19 protein-coding genes are annotated in these 19,660 nt (G+C 76.2%); 7 read left to right on the top strand and 12 right to left on the bottom strand.

The genetic code is table 11. From position 1 onward, the window contains the following. Window positions 1–8 precede the first annotated feature (8 nt). From Q0848_RS09795 to Q0848_RS09775, 5 genes are all read left to right on the top strand, one after another. Entirely contained in the window at window positions 9–278 is a 270-nt protein-coding gene (locus tag Q0848_RS09795) for a YkoF family thiamine/hydroxymethylpyrimidine-binding protein (RefSeq protein WP_299037025.1), read from the top strand. After that, window positions 275–889 carry an ECF transporter S component gene (locus tag Q0848_RS09790; protein WP_299037023.1) on the top strand — a complete coding sequence of 205 codons (615 nt, stop codon included), beginning with the start codon at window positions 275–277 and terminating at the stop codon, window positions 887–889. Before Q0848_RS09795 ends, Q0848_RS09790 begins: the two co-directional genes overlap by 4 nt. After that, entirely contained in the window at window positions 886–2,634 is a 1,749-nt protein-coding gene (locus tag Q0848_RS09785; RefSeq protein ID WP_299037021.1) for an ATP-binding cassette domain-containing protein, read from the top strand. The genes Q0848_RS09790 and Q0848_RS09785 overlap by 4 nt, the downstream gene beginning before the upstream one ends. Continuing rightward, entirely contained in the window at window positions 2,631–3,437 is an 807-nt protein-coding gene (locus tag Q0848_RS09780) for an energy-coupling factor transporter transmembrane protein EcfT (RefSeq protein ID WP_299037019.1), read from the top strand. Before Q0848_RS09785 ends, Q0848_RS09780 begins: the two co-directional genes overlap by 4 nt. A gap of 125 nt (window positions 3,438–3,562) precedes the next feature. Further along, window positions 3,563–3,835, top strand: coding sequence for a hypothetical protein (locus Q0848_RS09775; RefSeq protein ID WP_299037017.1), 273 nt, complete (start codon window positions 3,563–3,565; stop codon window positions 3,833–3,835). Window positions 3,836–3,938: 103 nt separating this feature from the next. On the opposite strand, the gene Q0848_RS09770 is transcribed toward Q0848_RS09775, so the two are convergent. Next, complete coding sequence (locus Q0848_RS09770; protein ID WP_299037015.1) at window positions 3,939–5,033, bottom strand: DUF1524 domain-containing protein; 1,095 nt, start codon at window positions 5,031–5,033, stop codon at window positions 3,939–3,941. A gap of 272 nt (window positions 5,034–5,305) precedes the next feature. Here Q0848_RS09770 and Q0848_RS09765 point away from each other — a divergent pair, with 272 nt between their 5' ends. Then, window positions 5,306–6,499: an MGDG synthase family glycosyltransferase gene (locus Q0848_RS09765; RefSeq protein ID WP_299037014.1), complete on the top strand. Its 1,194-nt coding sequence runs from the start codon at window positions 5,306–5,308 to the stop codon at window positions 6,497–6,499. Between the two features lie 27 nt (window positions 6,500–6,526). On the opposite strand, the gene Q0848_RS09760 is transcribed toward Q0848_RS09765, so the two are convergent. The 3 genes from Q0848_RS09760 to Q0848_RS09750 all read right to left on the bottom strand — a co-directional run bounded on the left by Q0848_RS09760 (window position 6,527) and on the right by Q0848_RS09750 (window position 9,911). After that, on the bottom strand, window positions 6,527–8,176 hold the full coding sequence (locus Q0848_RS09760; protein ID WP_299037012.1) for a methyl-accepting chemotaxis protein: 1,650 nt from the start codon (window positions 8,174–8,176) through the stop codon (window positions 6,527–6,529). Between the two features lie 188 nt (window positions 8,177–8,364). Beyond that, on the bottom strand, window positions 8,365–9,099 hold the full coding sequence (locus tag Q0848_RS09755; RefSeq protein WP_299037010.1) for a PKD domain-containing protein: 735 nt from the start codon (window positions 9,097–9,099) through the stop codon (window positions 8,365–8,367). A gap of 194 nt (window positions 9,100–9,293) precedes the next feature. After that, window positions 9,294–9,911 carry a DUF6318 family protein gene (locus Q0848_RS09750; protein WP_299037008.1) on the bottom strand — a complete coding sequence of 206 codons (618 nt, stop codon included), beginning with the start codon at window positions 9,909–9,911 and terminating at the stop codon, window positions 9,294–9,296. A 319-nt stretch (window positions 9,912–10,230) separates the two neighbouring features. Between Q0848_RS09750 and Q0848_RS09745 the strand changes: the two genes are divergently transcribed. Next, window positions 10,231–10,578 (top strand): DoxX family protein, encoded by a 348-nt coding sequence (locus Q0848_RS09745; protein ID WP_299037006.1) that lies wholly within the window; start codon window positions 10,231–10,233, stop codon window positions 10,576–10,578. A gap of 34 nt (window positions 10,579–10,612) precedes the next feature. On the opposite strand, the gene Q0848_RS09740 is transcribed toward Q0848_RS09745, so the two are convergent. The 8 genes from Q0848_RS09740 to Q0848_RS09705 all read right to left on the bottom strand — a co-directional run bounded on the left by Q0848_RS09740 (window position 10,613) and on the right by Q0848_RS09705 (window position 19,523). Continuing rightward, window positions 10,613–11,368 (bottom strand): TSUP family transporter, encoded by a 756-nt coding sequence (locus tag Q0848_RS09740; RefSeq protein ID WP_299037004.1) that lies wholly within the window; start codon window positions 11,366–11,368, stop codon window positions 10,613–10,615. 61 nt (window positions 11,369–11,429) lie between these two features. Continuing rightward, on the bottom strand, window positions 11,430–12,176 hold the full coding sequence (locus tag Q0848_RS09735; protein WP_299037001.1) for a sulfite exporter TauE/SafE family protein: 747 nt from the start codon (window positions 12,174–12,176) through the stop codon (window positions 11,430–11,432). Between the two features lie 69 nt (window positions 12,177–12,245). Next, entirely contained in the window at window positions 12,246–12,857 is a 612-nt protein-coding gene (locus tag Q0848_RS09730; protein WP_299036999.1) for a hypothetical protein, read from the bottom strand. Window positions 12,858–13,009: 152 nt separating this feature from the next. Further along, the gene (locus Q0848_RS09725) at window positions 13,010–14,047 is read right to left on the bottom strand and encodes a sugar phosphate isomerase/epimerase (protein WP_299036997.1); all 1,038 of its coding nucleotides are present in this window, start codon (window positions 14,045–14,047) and stop codon (window positions 13,010–13,012) included. After that, window positions 14,037–15,182, bottom strand: coding sequence for a Gfo/Idh/MocA family oxidoreductase (locus tag Q0848_RS09720; RefSeq protein WP_366146522.1), 1,146 nt, complete (start codon window positions 15,180–15,182; stop codon window positions 14,037–14,039). The genes Q0848_RS09725 and Q0848_RS09720 overlap by 11 nt, the downstream gene beginning before the upstream one ends. Before the next feature lie 5 nt (window positions 15,183–15,187). Beyond that, complete coding sequence (locus Q0848_RS09715; RefSeq protein WP_299036993.1) at window positions 15,188–16,300, bottom strand: Gfo/Idh/MocA family protein; 1,113 nt, start codon at window positions 16,298–16,300, stop codon at window positions 15,188–15,190. Then, the gene (locus Q0848_RS09710) at window positions 16,297–17,037 is read right to left on the bottom strand and encodes a sugar phosphate isomerase/epimerase (protein WP_366146521.1); all 741 of its coding nucleotides are present in this window, start codon (window positions 17,035–17,037) and stop codon (window positions 16,297–16,299) included. The genes Q0848_RS09715 and Q0848_RS09710 overlap by 4 nt, the downstream gene beginning before the upstream one ends. A 206-nt stretch (window positions 17,038–17,243) precedes the next feature. Next, a complete protein-coding gene (locus Q0848_RS09705) occupies window positions 17,244–19,523 on the bottom strand; it encodes a glycoside hydrolase family 3 C-terminal domain-containing protein (RefSeq protein WP_299036989.1) in 2,280 nt (759 codons plus the stop codon). Window positions 19,524–19,660: the final 137 nt, after the last annotated feature.

Below are 19,660 nucleotides of genomic sequence, written 5' to 3'. Positions count from 1 at the left end.
ACCCGCTGATGGACGCCGCCGGCGCGGGCACGCCCGGCGCTGCGCCGGTGGACGGCGAGCACATGGCGCACATCGAGCGCGCCATCGCCGCGGCGCAGCAGCGCGGGACCGCCTCGGCGGCAGCGCACTACGCGACGGTGCTGGGCGGGGACGTCGCCGACGTCGTCGCCACCGCCGTCGACGCGTGGGCGTCGGTCGGCGAGGTCGTGCCGCACGTCGTCACGCACCTGACGATCTCGGTCGGCTCCCCCAGCGCGACCGACGGCGGCGCGCGATGACCGCCCCCACGACCCCGCGGCGCAGCACCGGCCGCTGGCAGATGCGCGACATCGTCCTGGCCGTGGTGCTGGGCGTCGTCTTCGGCTTCGTCTACTGGGCGCTCGTGCAGGCGTGGATCGGCCTGCAGGTGGCCATGGGCCCGGCCGGCGACCTCGCCCAGCACGTGCTGCACGGCGGGTGGCTGCTCGTGGCGCCGGTCGTCATCGCCATCACCCGCAAGCCCGGCTCCGGCGTGGTCGCGGAGCTGATCGCGGCCTTCGTCGAGGTGGCCTTCCTCGGCTCTCCCGCCGGGCCGGTGCTGCTCGTCACGGCGCTGCTGCAGGGCGTCGGCAGCGAGCTGCCGTTCGCGCTGACCCGCTACCGCCGGTTCGGGTGGGGGGTCTTCGCCCTCTCCGGGCTGTTCGGCGGCGCGCTCGTCTTCGTCTTCAGCGGGTTCCGCTTCGGCTGGTACGGGCAGGACATCCTGCTGCTGCGCCTGGCGATCCAGCTCGTGTCCGGCGTCGTCCTCGGCGGGCTGCTGGCGCGCGTGATCGTCGACGCGCTGGCGCGCACCGGCGTCCTCGACGACTTCGCCATCGGCCGCGCGCGTCGCAGCACGCTCGTCTCGTGACGACGCCCGCCGTCGAGCTGGAGGCCGTGACCGTCCGGCACCACCGGCGCGAGAGCCCGCTGGCGCAGGACGTGACCCTGCAGGTCGGGCCCGGCGAGCACGTGCTGCTCGTCGGGCCGTCCGGGTCGGGCAAGTCCACGCTGCTGCGCGTGGTGAGCGGCGTCGTGCCGCACACGGTCTCGGCCGAGCTGGCGGGCACCGCACGGGTGGCGGGGACGTCGACCGAGGACACGAGCGTCGTCGAGCTGTCACGCCACGTCGGCGTCCTCGCGCAGGACCCCGGCTCCAGCGTGTGCCTGCCCGTCGTCGAGCAGGAGCTCGCGCTGCCGCTGGAGAACCGAGCCGTGGACCCGGCGGCGATCGACGGGCGGGTCGACGCGGCACTGGCCCTCGTCGGGGCCTCGGCGCTGCGACGGCGCCGGACGGCCGAGCTGTCCGGCGGTGAGGTGCAGCGCGTCGCGCTCGCGGCGACGCTCGTGGCCGAGCCCGACGTGCTGCTGCTCGACGAGCCGACGTCGATGCTCGACCCCGCGGGCGTCGCCGCCGTCCGCGGGGCGCTCGACGCCGTCCTCGGCGCCGGGACGGCGGGCCCGGCGGTGCTCCTCGTCGAGCACCGCCTCGACGACCTCGCCGGCGAGCGCGGGCTCGCGGGGCTGCCGGCGCGGACGGTCGCGCTGTCGGGCGAGGGGCGGGTCGTCGCCGACGGGCCCACCGACGTCGTCCTGCACGACGCCGCGGCCGAGCTCGTCGCCGCGGGGTGCTGGCTGCCGCTGGAGGTCGAGCTCGCCGCGGTGACCGGGTGCCGCGGCGGGCTCGCCTCGCCCGCGGTGACCGCGGCGCTGCGGGAGCTGGCGGCCACCGCGCCGGCCGGTGCGCCGGCGACGCCCGGCGAGACGGTGCTCAGCGCACAGGGTCTGGCCATCCGGCGGCGCGACGAGCGCCCGCGGCGGCGCTGGACCCGGCGCGCACGGGAGGCCGACGCCCGCGCCGAGGCGGAGGCGGCGCTGCTGCGCGACGTCGACCTCGAGGTGCGCGCCGGGGAGGTCGTCGCCGTCCTGGGCGCCAACGGGGCGGGCAAGTCGTCGCTGCTGCTCACACTCGCCGGGCTCCTCGCGCCGGCGGCCGGCGAGGTGGTCGGCGCCCGACCGGCGATGGTCTTCCAGGACGCCGAGCACCAGCTCGTCGCCACGAGCGTGCGCGCCGAGGTGGCGGCCGGCCTCGACGCCGGGGCCGCCGCGGACGGGCGCGTCGAGGCCGCGCTGGTCGCGCACCGGCTCGAGCACCTCGCCGTCGCCGACCCGCACCGGCTCTCCGGCGGCGAGCTCCGGCGGCTGTCGGTGGCGGCGATGCTCGTCCACGACCGGCCGTGCCTGCTCGTCGACGAGCCGACGCTCGGGCTCGACCGGCGCGCCGTCGCCGACCTCGTGCGGGCGCTGCGGGGCGCCGCGGCGGGCGGACGGGGCTCTGCGAGCAGGGGTGTCGTCGTCGTCAGCCACGACCTGCGGGCGGTGGCCGCCGTGGCCGACCGCGTCGTCGTCCTCGGCGGGGGCGGCGTCGTCGCGGACGGGCCGCTCGTCGACGTCCTGCGCGACGAGCAGGTGCTGCGCCGCGGCGGGCTCGTGCTGCCGCCGCTCGTGCGGTGGCTGCTCATGGAGGGGCTCGACGGCGAGCGCGTGCGCGCCGTCCTCGCCGCGCTCGACGCGCCGGTGGGCGCCCCGGCGGTGTCCTCGGTGGTGGGGGCGTGAGCGCGCTGCTCGCCGGGGAGGACCCGCGGGCGTCGCCGCTCGCCCGGCGCGACCCCGTGGTGAAGCTGGCTCTGGTGATGGCGGTCTCGATGGCCGCGATCTTCGTGCTCGACCCGGTGACGCCCGCCGTCCTCTACGGGCTCGGGGTCGTCGGCGTGCTCGTCGGCGCCCGGCTGCCGCTGCGCGTGCTGGCCGGCGCGCACGTGCCGTTCGTCGCCTTCGCGCTCGGGCAGGTGCTCGTCAACGCGCTCAGCCGCCCCGGCGTCGTGCTCGCCGAGCCGGGACCGCTGCGCATCACCGCCGAGGGCCTGGAGGTGGGCGCGGCGCTGGGGCTGCGGACGCTGCTCATCGGCGTGCTGGCCATCGCCTTCATCGCCTCGACGAGCCCGGTGCGGCTGATGACGAACCTGCAGCAGAACGCCCGGCTCAGCCCGCGGGTGACGTACGCGGTGCTCGCCGGCTACCGGATGCTCCAGGAGATGCCGCGCGAGTGGGCCGTGCTGCGCGCCGCGCACGCCGTCCGGGCGCCACTGCGTCGTAACGGGACGCCGACGCGCTCTCCGCGCGTGCTGCTCGGCGCGGTGTTCGGGCTGCTCGTGGTCTCGGTGCGCAAGGGCGAGCGGATGGCGCAGTCGCTGGAGTCGCGCGGGCTCGGGCTCGAGCCGCGCACGACGTGGCGCCCGTCGCCGCTGACGCGCGGGGACGCCGTGCTGGTGGTGGCCGTGGTCGGCGTCGTGGCCGCCGTGGTCCTCGCCAGCGCGGCGGCCGGCGTGCTCGAGGGGCCGGGGGCGCTGGGCGGGTGAGGTGACCACCGGCGTGATCTGTCAGATCGGCTGGAACTGCCCAAGTCGCCCCATCGGGTGATGCGGACGACCATGGCGAGGCGCTGGTCCAGCAGCGGGGAGCGCATCACGTTCGAGGAGGAACGATGGTCAACCAGCCCGTCACCGACAACACCATCAAGGTCCGGCAGCTCAGCCACTACCAGTTCAGCTACGTGGTCAACGAGCCCGGGCAGCCCGGCACGTACACGCTCCAGCTCGTGCTGGACCAGGGCGCGTGGGAGGAGGTCCTGACCGTCAACACCGACGACGCGGACGTCCTCCAGGACCTGCTCATCGCCTCCAAGGACGTGCACTACGACGTCGAGCGCCGCGTCCTCATCTTCGGCACCACCGAGGTCGGGACCAGCCACACCTGATCCGCCCTCCGCTCACCGAGGTGGCTGCACCAGGACGCCTTCTACGGCGTCCTGGTGCAGCCACCTCGTGCGTGAGGCCCCGTCGCACCCGGCCTGCGGTCGGTCAGCCCTCGCAGACCACCCCGTCGCCGTCGCCGTCGCGGTACCAGTCGTACTCGGGGTCGACGCCGCGCACGTACTCGCCGTAGCCGGCCGCCAGGGCCTCGCGGCACGAGCCGAAGCGCGGATCGGCACCCGAGCCCCCCGCGGGCGCCGGTGCCGGGGCGGGCTCCGGCTCCGGCTCCGGCTCCGGGGCAGGCACGGCCGGCTCCCGCTCGGCGACGGCGGCGATGTCGAGACCCGCTCCGCGGGGCGGCGTCGCGACGCCCTCGGCGGTGGGCAGCAGCTCGTCCGGGCAGCCCTCGAGCACGCGCGCGACGGCGTCGCGCTCGGCCGCGGTGACCCACGCGCCGTACGTCGCCTTCACCGCGACCTGCCGCGCCACGTACGCGCAGCGCACAGCGCGCTGCGGCGGCAGCCACGTGGCGGCGTCGCCGTCGCCCTTCGCGGCGTTGGTCGGGCCGTCGACGGCGAGCAGGTTGAGCGGGTCGTTGGCGAAGGCCTCGCGCTCGTCGGCGCTCCACTGCTGAGCGCCCTTCTGCCAGGCGTCGGAGAGGGCGACGAGGTGGTCCACCTGGACGTCCGCGCTCGTGGCGACGCCGCGGGTGAAGGGGACGCTCGCGCCCGTGAAGGGGTCGGCCAGCAGGCCGGACAGGACGACGCAGCCACCGGTGCGCGCGTCGAGGACGACGTCCACCAGGTCGCGGCGCAGGACGTCGTTGCGGGTGTCGCAGCCGTTGCGGTCGACGTCCGCCCACGCCTGGCCGAAGAGGTCGCGGTCGTAGCCCGTCCTCGGCGCGCGGCCCTTGACCGGCAGCGTCGCCAGCGCGGCGAGCGCCGTGCCCGGAAGCGGTGCCGGCGGTGCCGGCGCGGCCTGCGCGGGCGTCGTCGAGGGGCTGGCCGCCGGCGGAGGTGACGCAGGCGCCGAGGACGGCGCCGGTGCGGGAGCGGACGGAGTCGGTGCGGGAGACGACGCGGAGCTCGGGACCGGCGCCGCGACGGGGCTCCCGGCGTCCGCCGCGGTGCCGCACCCCGCGACGAGCGCGAGGAGGGCGGCCGCGGCGAGGGAGCGCGGACCTCCGCGCGTCGGGCTGGGCACACCCGACCATCGACCGCGCCGGCGCGGGACTGGAGCTGCCACGCCGGAGCCCGCGGGACCGCGGCAGCGCCTGCCCGCTACAGGCGGTTCGGACCGCTCGCCCGGGCAGCGCGCCCGTCGTCATGCCCGAGACGGACGGCGGCGGCATCGGACGTCCACCTGGTTCCGCCCTGGGGGTGACGTGCTGTTCACCTGCTCTCCCTAGCGTCGGCGTCGTCCGATGACAGAGCCCTCGCGCTCGCGGAGGTTCTCCGCTCGTCCCGGGAGGACTCGTGCACGACGCCTCGCCCCTGCGCACCACCGCGGGCCCGTGCCGGCTCCCGGCACCCCACCGACCGCACCGCCCGTCGACCGGCCCCGCCCCGGTGCACGGCACGGTGCTCGTGCTCACGGCCTCCGTGGGAGCCGGCCACGACGGCGCCGGCCGCGAGCTGGCCCGCCGGCTGACGGCGCGGGGCGCCCGCGTCGAGGTGCGCGACTACGTCGAGGCGCTCCCCCGCGCGTCCCGGTGGACGGTGAAGGACCTCTACGGCCCCGTCGTCCAGCACGCCCCGTTCCTCTTCGAGGGGGTCTTCCGGCGGCTGGAGCACGACGGGCTCGTGCGCCGGGCGTCGGACGCGGTGTGCCGTCAGGCCGAGGACCGCGTCGCGACGTGGGCCGAGGGCGCCGACTGCGTCGTCAGCACGTACCCGCTGGCCGGGCAGACCGTCGGGGACCTGCGACGGCAGGGCCGGCTCGCCGTGCCGACCCTCACGTACCTGACCGACCCCGCGGCGCACGCGACCTGGATGCACGCGGACGTCGACCACCACCTCACCGTCACGACGGCGACGGCCCTCGACGCCGCGCGCTACGGCGTGCGGGCCACCGCCTGCGGGCCGCTCAGCGCGCCCACCAGCGGCGCGGACCGCTCCCGCGCCCGGGTCCGGCTCGAGCTCGGGCTGCCGGGCAGCGCGCCCGTCGTCCTCCTCAGCGCCGGCTCCCTCGGCATGGGGGACGTCCGCCGCACCGTGGACGACCTGCTCCTGGACCCGCACGTCCACCTGGTCGTCCTCTGCGGGCGCAACGAGCGCCTGCGCCGCCGGCTCTCGCGGTGGCAGCGCGTCGTCGCGCTGAGGTGGCGGGACGACGTCAGCGCGCTGATGGGAGCCGCGGACGCCCTCGTGCACAACGCCGGGGGGCTGTGCCTCACCGAGGCGATGGCCGCCGGGCTGCCCGCGATCACCTACCGGCCGATCCCCGGCCACGGGCGGGCGAACGCCCAGGTCCTCGAGGACGCCGGGATCGCCCCGTGGCCGCGGGACGAGATGGCGCTCGGCGCCGCCGTCCGCCGCGTGGAGAGCACGAGCGGCCCTCGCGTGCCGGCGGCCGGGGAGCACTGGCCCGCAGGTGCGGACCCCGCGGACGTCGTCGCGCAGGTGCTCGCCGACCGGCGTCCCGAGGCGCTCGCCCTCGTGCGGCGCTGACTCCCGCGCGCCGGGGAGGGCCCGCCGTCAGTAGGTGAAGCGGCTGACGGCGCCCCGCAGCGCGACGGCCCGGCTCGCGAGCCCGTCCACGACCGTCCGGGTCTGCGCGAGCGACTCGGTCGTGACCGACGCCGCGGACGAGACGTCCCCGATCGTCGCCGCGATCTCCCCGGACGCCGTCGCGGCGTCCGTGGCCGAGCGCACCATCTCGCTCGTCGTGGCCGTCTGCTCCTCCACCGCGGACGCGATCGAGGTCTGGAAGCTGTCGATCTGCTCGATGACGGAGCCGATCCGCCCGATGGCGTCCACGATCCCGGCCGTGTCGCCCTGGATGCCGTCCACCTGGCGGGCGATCCCCTCGGTGGCCCGAGCGGTCTCCTGGGCGAGGTCCTTGACCTCCTGGGCGACGACGGCGAAGCCCTTGCCCGCCGCACCGGCGCGCGCCGCCTCGATGGTCGCGTTGAGCGCGAGGAGGTTGGTCTGCTCGGCGATCGAGGTGATCACCTTGACCACCTCGCCGATCTGCTGCGAGGACTCGCCGAGGCGCACGGCCGTGGCGCTGGTGTCCGCGACGGCGCGCACGGCGTCGGCCGCGACGCGGGCGGCCTCGTTGGCGTTCTGGCTGATCTCCCGGATGGAGGCGCCCATCTGCTCCGAGGACGACGCCACCGTGCCCACGCTGCGGGAGACGTCGCCCGCCGCCGAGGAGACGAAACCCGCTCGCGCGCTGGTCGCCTCGGACGACGCCGAGATCTGCCGGGCGGAGGCCGACAGCTCCTCCGAGGAGCTGGTGACGGCGTCGGCGGAGGAGGCGACCTCGCGCATCACGCCCCGCAGGTTCACGACGGCGGTGTCCAGGGCGGCGCTCATCTCGCCGAGCTCGCAGCGGCTGCCGTAGCCGCTCGCCTTGGTGAGGTCGCCGTCCGCGAGCGCCAGGGCGACGTCGCGCACGTCGCGCATGCCGCCCTCGATGCCGCGGGCGATGGCGACGCCGGCGCCCACGGCGAGCGCCGAGCCGAGCAGCACCAGGGCGATGACGGCGATCCGCGACGTCTCGTACGACTCCTGCACCTCGACGCCGACGGCCGCGGCCTCCGCGGCCTCCTCGGCGCGCAGCTGGTCGATGCTCTCCTCGGCCTGCTCGACGAGCGGCATCACCTCGGCGACGTTCGCCGCGATCCAGGCGGCGTCGTCGTCGGCGAGAGCCAGGGGGCCGAGCGTGGTCCGGACGAGGTCGACGTAGGAGTCGAAGGCCCCGACGCCCTCGTCCAGGAGCGCCTGGTGCTCGTCGGACAGGGGCTGCGCGGTGTACGTGTCGGCCGCGGCGCGGAAGGTCTGCTGGAGGACCTCCACGCGGTCGAGGGCGGCCTGCGCCTCGGCGGGGTCGGAGGCGATGACGGAGTCCCGGGTGGCGAGGCGGAGGTCGCTCAGCGCGGCGCGCATGTCGCCCGCGGCGCCGACGCGCACGAGGTTCCCCTCGGCGAGGCTCTGGGCGTCCCTCGCCGAGGCGCCGAGGCCGGAGAGCCCGATCGCGGCGACCGCGACGGCGACCGCCACGGCGAGCAGCACCGACCCGACGACCTTGGTGCGCGTCCGCAGGTCGTAGACCCACTGGAGCAGCGGTGACCTGCGGGTGCCGCCCTCGGCGGGGGTCGGGCAGTGCGGCGCGGCGCTCATGGGGCCTCCAGGTGCGTCCGCAGTGGGAACCCAGGTCCGCCATGACCGGCCGGGGGTCCGCGGGCGCCCGAGAGCACGAGCGCCTGCACCTGCTCTGTCGGCCGCCGGAAGCCCTCCTTGAGCCGTCCGTCGACGTCCGCGCCGCCCCGACCCCCGAGGGAGCCGCCGGCGGGTCGCGGCGCGACCGCTCAGCCCAGGGCGTCGGCCACGGGCACGTTGCTCCCCTGGTAGGTGACGACCTCCTGCGGCTCGCTCGTCACCTGCGCCTGCCCGGGGATCGGCAGGTACGGCCCGCCGAGGATCGAGTACTCCCCGGTGTAGTGCGTGGTCAGCGTGATGGCGTAGGTGCCGGCCGTCTCGTACGTGTGGGTCACGCGGAGGTCCGGCCACGGCGCCCCGGGGTCCGTGGTCGGACCGACCGTGGTGCCGTCGCCGTAGTCCCACGTGTAGGCCGCGGGCGTGGCCCGCACCGTGACGGGGAACCCGAGCAGGTCGGTGCCCAGCTCGACGGGCTCCGCCTGCGCGTAGGTGTTGGTCGGCATGTTGAGGAGCACCTCGCCCGTCGCGGGCTGGACCGTGCTCGTGCCCGCCGGCAGCGGCAGCCGCTGGAAGTCGGCCTGCGTCATGCCCGGGAGCTCGAGGGGCTCGTCCGCGTCCGCGGCGCCCGGCTCCCCGGGCTGCGGCGGGACCATGCACTGCCGCCCCGTCTGCGTGAAGTCGCCGGTCGCGACGCCGCCCGCCGCCGGCGCCCGCCACACGAAGAACATCAGCTGCCCCGGCGGGCACGCCGCGCGGGTGGCCGTGCAGTCGCCGTCACCCCCGCCGTTCGCGTCGTTGCCCGAGCAGCCGGGGACGTAGCGATAGATGAAGGGGTCCTCCGCTACAGGAGCAGCGGTAGTTGCGCCCCCTCCTGTCGTAGGCACACTTAGCGGGCCTCCCTGCGACATGTCGGGAGCGCCCCTACTCGCCCGTCCGACGAGGTCCACGGCTCCTTCGCCCATCCAGCCGTCGACATGGCCTCCTCCCCGGGGCTCAGTTTCGGCCAGTGCAGTAAGGCCTCCGCAGCAGAAGATGGCAGCCAAGGGGGCGATCGCCCACCACGCACCTCGTACGCTCCTCAACGAGCTAATCCGAACATTCGCCAGCCATCGTCGTTTTCCGCGCGTTGAATGACCGCCGATTGACTCACCGACGTGATAGCCGCCTCCTCATCGACTACCTCGCCTCCGGCATTCAAACGCTGGAGCCTCGACTGGTCGAAAACGACCGACAAGAGGACCGCCCCAGTGTTGTCGGGCGCAGGAGAGACCACCTCCTGAAGCCTCACCTCCCCACCCTCGATATGACCGCCTGACGCGTAAGTCGACTTCACGTAGTCAGCCAGCCCTCTACAGGCTTCACATTCCTCGGCCGAAGCGGCCGACAACGACTCCGTGCGGCCAGTCCTATAGGCGTCATTCAGAGTCTGGTACCAATACCGCACGAACGCCTCGGCGCCAGCGGCGTCATTCGTCGTCGCCTCGGGCGGGAGGGTGGGCGCGGGTGCCGAGGTCTCCGTCGCCTCGGACGTCGCAGCCGGCTCCGTCGGACTCGCGGCGGGCGAGGGCTGATCACTGGGCTGCGCCGACGTGGCCGGCGGCGCGCCGGTCGGCATCGGGGAGCCCGGCTCAGGCTCGCTGCAGCCGGTCAGCGCGAGCAGCAGCACGGCCGCCGCAGCGGGGGCGAGGAGGCGCACCGCTCGACGGTAGCCAGACACGGCCGACACGAACCGGTGAACGACGCTCCCCTGTGGATGACGTGCTCCCGCCGAGAGGGGCCACCAGGTGGCCCGGCCGTCGACCGCGGCCGAGATGAGCGCTCACGGCGTCATGGCCACCCATCCCTCCCGGGAGCGACCGACCCGCCGCCGTGGCCACGCATCGCCCCTCAGCGGCGGGCGGCGGTCCTCCGCGCACGGGCCGCGCGGCGCCTCGCGACGCGGCACCTGGCGCCACGAACCCCTGACGCGCCAGCATGTGGTCGCCGCGCAGCCGTGCGCGGCCGGAGGAGGTCTCGTGCTCGTCGCCACGGTGGTGCTGTCGGTCGTGCTGGCCGCGATGCTCGCGTTCTCCGCGCGGGCCAAGCTCGTCCACGACCCGTCGGTCATGCGGACCATGCGCACCGTCGGGGTGTCGGACGAGGCGGTGCGGGTGCTGGCGTACCTGGAGATCGCCGGCGCCGTCGGACTCCTCGTCGGGATCGGCGTCCCGTGGGTCGGCTCGCTCGCCGCGGCGTGCGTCGTCTTCTACTTCCTCGGGGCCCTGGTGGCGCACCTGCGCGTCAACGACCGCGACGTCGTCCCGGCGGCCGTCCTGCTGCTGGTCGCCGTCGCCGTGGTCGTCCTGCGGTCGCAGACCGCCTGAGGGCGAGCCCGCCGCACCTCGGCGCCCCGGCGGATCAGCCGGCCACCACGCCCACGAGCCCCTCGAGCAGGATGGTCGACGCGCCCAGCACCGACAGCACCAGCAGGCCGCGGCGCGCGGTCGCGGGCGTCAGGCGGCGCACCAGCAGCTCGCCCAGCCCGGTCCCCACCGCGGCGGCGGCCACGGCGCCGACCCACAGGGTCCACGGGAGCGGGAGAAGCGCCGTGGGCTCCAGCGCCACCTGCAGGACCGCCGCCACCAGCCCCACGACGACGAACCACGGCTGCACCGACGCCGTGAACGAACGCTGCGGCCAGCCGCTGAGCACGGCGTAGACGCTGAGCACGGGGCTCCCCAGCCCCGCCGCGGCGTGCAGCACGCCCGAGCTGGCGCCCGCCGCGACCGCGGGCACGACACCCGAGACGGCGCCCGCGCCCCGGGCCGCCCGCGCGGAGACGGCGAGCGCCACGAGGACCAGCGCGCCGAGCACCAGCTCCAGCCATGCCGCGGGGACGGCCCGCGCCAGCGCCAGACCCACCGGGACGCCGAGGAGCGCCGTCGCCGTGACGGGCAGCACGCGGCGGGGGTCGACGTCGCGGCGCACGCGCAGCAGGACCAGCAGGGCCACCACCGCGCCCAGGACGTTGACCAGCACGACGCCGGGCGCGGGCCCCACCAGGAGCACCAGCACCGGGGCCGCGACGATCGCGAAGCCGAGCCCGGTGACCCGCTGGGCGGCGGCGCCGACGACCAGGACGAGCGCGATCACCAGCGCCGCCGTCGTCGTCACGCGCGCACTGTGCACCGCGCTCGGTCGGCCCCGGTCCGCCGGCCCGGCCGACGGTGAGCCGTCAGCCGGCGAGGAGCTCCAGGGCCCCGCGGACGGCGATGGTGGCCGCACCGGTCGAGGCGACGACGAGCAGCCCGACCCGGGCGGTCCGCTGGCTCAGGCGGCCCGCCACCCGGTCCCCGAGGAAGACGCCGGCCGCGAGCGCCGCGGCGATGCCGAGCCACACCCACCACGCCAGCGGCGGCAGCGACGACGGGTCGATCGCCAGCTTGGAGCTGAAGGAGACGAGGCCCGTGGTGATGAACAGGGGCTGCAGGGTCGCGGCGAAGGACCGCTGCGGCCAGCGGCTCGCCACCGCGTACACGCTGAACGCGGGCCCGCCCACGCCCGCGGTGGTGTTCATGGCCCCGGCCACCAGGCCCGTGACGACGGCCGGGACCGTCCCGGTGACCGCGGGCGCGCGTCGTGCGACCAGCGAGGAGGCCAGCGCCAGGAGCACCAGCAGGCCGACGACGAGCTCGAGCCAGGCGCTCGGCGCGGCCTGCGCCAGCACCGAGCCGGGGAGGATGCCGACGACCGCCGACGTGCCCAGCACGGCGAAGCGGCGCCACGCGACGTCGCGCCGCACGCGCAGCAGGATCAGCGAGCTGGTCATCGCGGCGCACACGTTGACGACCAGGACCCCGCCCACCGGGCCGAGCAGCAGGACGAGGAAGGGCGCCGTCACCAGGGCGAAGCCCATGCCGGTGACGCGCTGGCTGATGCCTCCGACGACGACCGCTGCGAGGAGGAGCAGCGCCGACGCCACGTGCGCACCCTGCCACTGCGGCGGGAGGCGCGCTCCGGAGGCCCGACGTCGGTGCCCCCCGGGGCGGGGTCAGGGGTGGGCGGCCAGCCGGGCCGCGGTGCCGAGCAGCGACACCGTCGCGAGCCCGCCGACGACGTCCCGCACGACGTCGTAGGGCGTCGCCGCGATGAGCAGGGCGATGCCGGTGGCCGCGGCCAGCACCAGCCCGGCGCCCGCCCAGCGGTGCTCCGGCTGGTCGAGCGCGTAGGCGACGGGGAAGCCGTGGACGCCCATCACCGCCGCCGCGAACGGCGCGATGACCTGCGGCGACGACGTGCGGACCCCGAGCAGCAGCACGACGGCCAGGACCAGGCAGAGCGAGCCCCCGGTGCGCACGAGGAGCCGCCGCCACTCCGGCGGGTGGTCGCGCAGGCGCTCGGTCAGCCCGCCGTCCGGGCGCGGCACGCGCCGGTGGGCCGCCACCGAGACGACCACCGCCAGCACCGCGGCGGCCCCGACGAGCCAGGAGCCGCGGGTGAGGCCCAGCCCGGTCGCGGCGACCGCCGCCCAGCCCACGCCCAGCACCGACAGCCCGACGGCGCTGCGCCGTCGCAGCACCCGGCTCCACTGCTCGGCGGCCTCACCGCTGGTCGGCACGTCGGCGTGCCGACGGGCCCGTTCGCGCCCCCTGACGGTCCTCACGCCGTCGAGGGTGGCACCGGACGGGCCCCGAGCCCCCGACGTCGCAGCATCGATCCGGTCACGACGGAGGCTCCTCGTCCGTCGCGCGAGGGCCGCGAGGTCCGCGAGGTCGGGTGTGAGGGCCGGCGCCGGCGAGGGCGCCGGCGGCCACCTCACCCCTGGTTGCTGAAGGCGGCGTCGAAGGAGGACCCGGGCAGCTCCCACAGCATCGAGCGCACGAAGCCGACGGCCTCGGCGGCGCCCTTGAGCCGGTCCATCCCGGCGTCCTCCCACTCCACGGAGACCGGCCCGGCGTAGCCGATCGCGCGCAGCGCGCGGAAGGAGTCCTCCCAGGGCACGTCGCCCCGGCCGGTCGAGACGAAGTCCCACGAGCGCCGCGGGTCGCCCCACGGCAGGTGCGACCCGAGGACCCCGGCGCGGCCGTTCGTCGGACGCAGGCGGGTGTCCTTGCAGTCCACGTGGACGATGCGGTCGGCGAACTCGGTGATGAAGGCCACCGGGTCGATCCCCTGCCACATCATGTGGCTGGGGTCCCAGTTGAACGCGAAGGCGCTGCGGTGGTCGACCGCCTCGAGGGTGCGCACGCTCGACCAGTAGTCGTAGGCGATCTCGCTGGGGTGCACCTCGTGGGCGAAGCGCACGCCCTCGGCGTCGAACACGTCGAGGATCGGGTTCCAGCGGTCGGCGAAGTCCTGGTACCCGGCGTCCATCACCTCGGCCGGCACGGGCGGGAACTGCGCCACGTACGGCCAGATCTTCGAGCCGGTGAAGCCGACGACGACGTCGACGCCCAGCCGACGGGCGGCGCGCGCGGAGAGCTTCATCTCCTCGGCCGCGCGCTGCCGGACGCCCTCGGCGTCGCCGTCGCCCCAGACCCGGGAGCCGACGATCGCCTGGTGGCGGAAGTCGATGGGGTCGTCGCAGACCGCCTGCCCCGTGAGGTGGTTGGAGATCGCCCACACGCCGAGGCCGTGGCGCTCCAGCAGGTCGCGCCGGTCCTGCACGTAGGCGTCGTCCTCGACGGCGCGGCGGACGTCGAGGTGGTCGCCGGAGCAGGCGATCTCGAGGCCGTCGTAGCCCCAGGAGCTCGCGAGCCGGGCCACCTCCTCGAGCGGCAGGTCGGCCCACTGGCCGGTGAACAGGGTCACCGGCTGCTCCTCGCCGGGGACGGCGGGCGTCTCAACGGTCATCACGGACCTCCTGGTGGGGTGCGGGGACGTCGACCCAGGCGCCGGTGCGGGCCGAGTCGAGGACGGCGGCGGTCAGGACCACGGCGCGGGCGCCGTCGGCGGCCAGCGGCAGCGCCTCGGGGCGCCCGCCCCGGACGGCGGTGTGGACGTCGGCGACGAACGCGTCGAACGCGTCCTGGTAGCCCTGCGGGTGACCGGCCGGGACGACGCACAGCCGCGCGGCGTCGGGGCTCAGCTGGTCGGCGTCGCGCGGCAGCAGCCGGCTGCCGGCCCGGCGACCGACCCAGAGCCGCTCGGGGTCCTCCTGGTCGAACGCCAGGCTCTCGGCGGAGCCGGCGACCTCCAGGTGCAGCCGGTTCTTGCGGCCGGGGGCCACCTGCGAGACCAGCAGGGTGCCGACCGCACCGCCGGCCGTGCGCACGACGACGGCGGCGGCGTCCTCGGTGGCCACGTCGCGGTGCCGGGCCCGGTGCGGGTGCACGGTCGACAGCGTCGCGGCGAGCGAGGCGACCCGGTCGCCCGTCACCGTCTCGAGCAGGTCGACGAGGTGGGAGCCGATGTCGGCGAAGGCCCGGCTCGGACCGCCGCGGGCCGGGTCGACCCGCCAGTCGTCGTCCTCGGGCGAGAGCATCCAGTCCTGCAGGTAGGAACCCGCCACGGTGAGCACGCGCCCGACCTCGCCCGAGCGCACCCGGGCCCGGGCCTCGCGGACCATCGGGTGGAACCGGTAGACGAACGGCACGGCGACGACGACGCCCGCGGACGCCGCGGCGTCGACGACGCGCGCGGCCTCGTCCGGGCCGGTCGCCAGCGGCTTCTCGCACACGACGTGCTTGCCGGCCGCGACGGCGGCGAGCACCTGCTCGGCGTGCAGTGCGTTGGGCGTGCACACGTGGACGACGTCGACCGCGTCGTCCGCGAGCAGCTCCTCCAGCGAGGAGTACGCGCGCTCGAGGCCGAGGGCGGCGGCGGCGCGCCGCGAGCCCTCGGGCGTGGACGTGAGCGCACCGACGAGCCGCGAGCGCGCCGAGCGCGCCGCCCGGCTGTGCACGGCCGCCATGAAGCCGCCCCCGACGACGGCCGTGCCCAGCGGCCGGCCCGCCGGCTCCTCGACCTCGCCGGGGGCCGGCAGCAGCGGGCTCACTCCCCGAGCGTCCGGGCCGTCGGGTCCCAGTCCTCCGGGAGGGCGGGGGCGACGTCGACGGTCGTCGTCAGCTCCACCGGCGCGCCGTCGGCGGCGGCGCGGGCGGTGGAGACCATCGCGTCCAGCACGTGCAGGGCCAGCTCGCCGGAGGCCCGCTCGGGCACCCCGGCCCGGAGGGCCCGGGCGAGCTCGAGGACGCCGGTGCCGCGCGTCGTCGTCGTGCCGACGGCGGGCTCGGTCTCGAGGTCGTGGTCGCGGCGGTGGACGCCGACGTCGCCGTCGAAGGTGTTGGGGTCGGGCACGAGCAGGGTGCCCTCCGAGCCGGCCACCTCGAGCTGGGTGCGGCGCACGGCGGAGTCGAAGCTGAAGACGGCGACGGCGCTCGCCCCGGCGGCGAACTCGTACAGGGCGCTGACGTGCGTGGCGACCGTCACGTCGAACTGCTGCCCGGCCTTCGGCCCCGAGCCGATGGTGCGCACCGGGTGGGCGACCGACGACGTCGCGCTGACCCGGCGGACCGGCCCCAGGAGCTGCACGAGCGCCGTCAGGTAGTAGGGGCCGATGTCGAACAGCGGACCGGCGCCCTCGGCGAACAGGAACGCCGGGTCCGGGTGCCACGACTCCGGACCCGGGCTCTGGAAGAGCACGAGGGCGCTGAGCGGTGCACCCACGCGCCCGGACTCCAGCACCCGCCGCGTCGTCTGCAGGCCCGCACCGAGGAAGGTGTCGGGCGCGGACGCCGCGCGCAGCCCCGCCGCACGGGCCGCCTCCAGAAGCCGGCGGCCGCCCTCGAGGTCCAGCGCGAGCGGCTTCTCGCCCCAGACGTGCTTGCCCGCGGCGATCACCTGCAGGCCGACCTCGACGTGCACGTGCGGGACGGTGAGGTTGACGACGAGCTCGACGTCGTCGTCGGCGAGCAGCTCGGCCACCGAGCCCGAGCGCGGCACGCCGAACTCCCGCGCGCGCTCGGCGGCGCGCCCGGCGTCCAGGTCCGCTACCCACCGGACGTCGAGGTCCGGGAAGGCCGTGAGGTTGGTCAGGTACTGGGAGCTGATCGTGCCGGCGCCGATGACGCCGACGACGACGCGGCCCGTGCGCGCCGCGCTCACGCCAGGCCCTGCGCGCGCAGGAAGGCGACGCTGTCGGTCACGGCCTGCAGGCGGTCCCCGCGGGAGTCGTCGAGCTCGACGACGCGCAGGGCCGTCGGCGCCGCGGCGACGAGCTCGGCGACCGGCATGCGCCCCTGCCCGAGCGCGACCTGGTCGGCGGTGTCCGCGCTGACCGGGCCGTCCTTGAGGTGCAGCGCGACGACGCGCCCGCCGAGGCGCTGCAGCAGCGCCACCGGGTCCTGGCCGCCCACGGCGACCCAGTACGTGTCGACCTCGAGGCCGACGGCGTCGTCCAGGTGGTCGGCGAGCACCTCCAGGGCCGGGCGTCCGTCGAGGACGCTCTCCAGCTCGTGCGCGTGGTTGTGGTAGCCCACGGCGACGCCGTGCCGGCTCGCCACCGCGGCCGCGGCGTTCAGCTCGGCGGCGACGGCGGCGACGTCGTCCGCGCTCGTCCAGCGGTCGGCCGGCACGTGGGGCTCGACCACGCGGCCGACGCCCAGCGAGGCCGCGGCGGCGAAGACGGCGTCGAGCTCGTCCTCGGACAGGCCCGCGAGGTGCTGGTGCGTCGTCGGGGCGCGCAGCCCGGTCTCGGCGAGCGCGCGCCCGAGGTCGGCACCGCCCTCGCCGAACGACGTGAAGGCGAAGGGCTCGACCTGCGTGAGGCCCAGGTCCGCCAGGGCGCGCAGGGTGCCCGTCAGGTCCTCGGCCAGGCGCTCGCGCAGCGTGTACAGCTGCACCGACAGCAGGTCCGAGGACCCCTGGGCGCTCGTGGGTCCGTCCGATGTCCCGGGCGATGTCGCGGTCACGGTTCTCCTCGTCGAGTGGGTACTTCTGACGCGCGACGAGCATAAGTCGTCGCAGCCGCGGCGGTCTTGTGACGGCGCGCCGCCGCCGCCCGGGTCGACGGCGCCGGTCACGTCGCCGAGCGGGGCGCCGCCGCTCCTCAGGCGGGGCCGACCGACGCGCCGGCCTCCTCGGCCATGCCCGGCAGGTCCTCCTCGCGGACGGGGAAGCCGGGGAAGCGGGTGAGCCGCACCAGCGGGATCGCCCGCATCATCTGGCCGTGCTGGGGGTCGTCGAGCATCGCGGCGGCGTCCCCGAGCTGCTCGCGCAGGCGCGGGCCGACGACGGGGTGCTCCAGCCACGTGCCGGCCTCGGACTGCGGTGACAGCGGGACGACGAGCTCCTCCCCCTGCACCTCGACGACGGCGCGCTGGCGCACGTCGCGGGAGGAGGCGCCCACGCGGACCTCGTAGCGCCCCGACTCCAGCACCCAGCGGCGGTGCACCTCCGACCAGTGGCCGAGGTCGCGCGCCGAGAGCACCAGGGAGACGGGGGCCGACGCGCCGGGCTCGAGCTCCACGCGGGCGAAGCCGACGAGCTCCTGCTCGGGGCGGAAGACGGAGGCGTCCTGCGGCGCCGCGTAGACCTGCACCACCTCGGCGCCCGCCCGCGAGCCCGTGTTGGTGACCGTCAGCGCGACCTCGACGGACGCGTCCGCGCCCGCACCCGACGCCCGCACCGACAGGTCGGAGTGCTCGAAGGTGGTGTACGACAGCCCGTGCCCGAAGGGGAAGCTGACGGGCGCGCGGCGCGTGTCGTACCAGCGGTAGCCGATCAGCAGGCCCTCCCGGTAGCGGACGACGCCGCTGTCGCCGGGGAAGGCGCCGAAGGCCGGGGTGTCCTCGAGCCGCACCGGCACCGTCTCGGCGAGGCGTCCGGACGGCGAGACGACGCCGTAGAGCAGGTCCGCCGTCGCCGCCCCGCCCGCCTGGCCGAGCAGCCAGCCCTCCAGCAGCGCGGCGGCGTGGTGCTGCCAGGCGTCCACCGCGACGGCGGCGCCGTTGGACAGCACCACCACGACCCGGTCGTTCACCGCGCGCACGGCCTCCAGCAGCGCGACCTGCGACGCCGGCAGGTCCAGGTGCTCGCGGTCGTAGCCCTCGGACTCGTAGGAGGCGGGCAGGCCCAGGAAGAGCACGACGACCTCGGCGGAGCGCGCCGCCTCGACGGCCTCGGCGACGAGCGCGTCGTCGGCCTCCTCGGACTCGGTGACGTACCCCGGCGCGAAGACGACGTCGCGGCTCGTGCCCTCGCGCAGGGCGGTGAGGGCGTCGTCGAGGCGGGTCGGGCTGACCTGCGAGGAGCCGGCGCCCTGGTAGCGCGGGCTGCGCGCCATCTCGCCGACGACCGCGAGGCGCCCGCCGGAGGCCGGTTCGAGCGGCAGCACGCCGTCGTTGGCGAGCAGGACGGCGCTCTGGCGCGCCGCCTCCCGCGCCAGCGCGTGGTGGGCGCCCGCGTCGAAGGTCTGCCCCGGGGCCAGCGCGGGCAGCACCCGCTGCAGCAGCTCCAGGTTCCGGCGCACGACGACGTCGAGCTGGGCCTGGGTGAGCGACCCGCCCTCCAGCGCCGTGCGGATGCTCGCCTCGCCGGTGCCGCCGGAGGAGGGCATCTCGAGGTCCAGGCCCGCGGCCACGGCCCGCCAGCGCTCGTCGACGGCGCCCCAGTCGGAGACGACGAGCCCCTCGAAGCCCCAGTCCGCGCGCAGCACCCGCGTGAGCAGCCACGGGTCCTGGCTCGCGTAGACGCCGTTGACCCTGTTGTAGGAGCACATCACCGTCCACGGCTGCGCCCGGGTGACGACGCGCTCGAAGGCCGGCAGGTAGATCTCGCGCAGCGTGCGCTCGTCGACCTCGACGGAGACGCTCATCCGCTCGGTCTCCTGGTTGTTGGCCGCGAAGTGCTTCAGCGAGGTGCCGACCCCGCGGCTCTGGACGCCCTGCACGAGAGCCGCGGCCAGCTCGCCGGCCAGCAGCGGGTCCTCGGAGAAGTACTCGAAGTCGCGCCCGCACAGCGGGGTCCGCTTCATGTTCACGCCGGGGCCGAGGAGCACGGCCACCTCCTCGGCGCGGCACTCGTCCCCGAGCGCGACGCCGACGCGGCGCAGCAGGTCGACGTCCCAGGTCGAGGCGAGGCCGGCCGCGGGCGGGAAGCACGTGGCCGGGACGCTGTCGTGCAGCCCCACGTGGTCGGAGGCGCCCGCCTGCTTGCGCAGCCCGTGGGGCCCGTCGGTGACCATCACGGACGGCACCCCGAGCCGCTCGACGGCCTGCGTGCGCCAGAAGTCCGCGCCGGAGGCGAGGGAGACCTTCTCCTCGAGCGTCAGCTGCGCCATCACGGCGTCGACGTCGAGGGACCGGGCGGCGGGGTCGGGAGCGCTCATGCGGGTCCTCCTCGGCGCGCGGCGTCGCGCGCCCTCAGCGGGTCGGACGAGCCGGCGCAGGGGCCGCAGCACCGCGGCCCGGCGCCCGTCCGGGGTTCCTCCGCCCGACCGTAGCCCCGCGCGCCGACCCCGACGGG

The sequence above is a fragment of the uncultured Pseudokineococcus sp. genome (assembly GCF_947495735.1).
Classification (GTDB): domain Bacteria; phylum Actinomycetota; class Actinomycetes; order Actinomycetales; family Quadrisphaeraceae; genus Pseudokineococcus.
Note: the sequence above shows the minus strand (reverse complement) of the source record. Positions and strands in the feature narration are given on the sequence as shown.

Excerpts from the sequence above, each read along its gene's own strand:
- Q0848_RS09795 (WP_299037025.1), top strand. The coding sequence starts at position 9 with ATGGACGCCGCCGGCGCGGGCACGCCCGGCGCTGCGCCGGTGGACGGC.
- Q0848_RS09790 (WP_299037023.1), top strand. The coding sequence starts at position 275 with ATGACCGCCCCCACGACCCCGCGGCGCAGCACCGGCCGCTGGCAGATG.
- Q0848_RS09775 (WP_299037017.1), top strand. The coding sequence starts at position 3,563 with ATGGTCAACCAGCCCGTCACCGACAACACCATCAAGGTCCGGCAGCTC.
- Q0848_RS09760 (WP_299037012.1), bottom strand. The coding sequence starts at position 8,176 with ATGAGCGCCGCGCCGCACTGCCCGACCCCCGCCGAGGGCGGCACCCGC.
- Q0848_RS09725 (WP_299036997.1), bottom strand. The coding sequence starts at position 14,047 with ATGACCGTTGAGACGCCCGCCGTCCCCGGCGAGGAGCAGCCGGTGACC.
- Q0848_RS09705 (WP_299036989.1), bottom strand. The coding sequence starts at position 19,523 with ATGAGCGCTCCCGACCCCGCCGCCCGGTCCCTCGACGTCGACGCCGTG.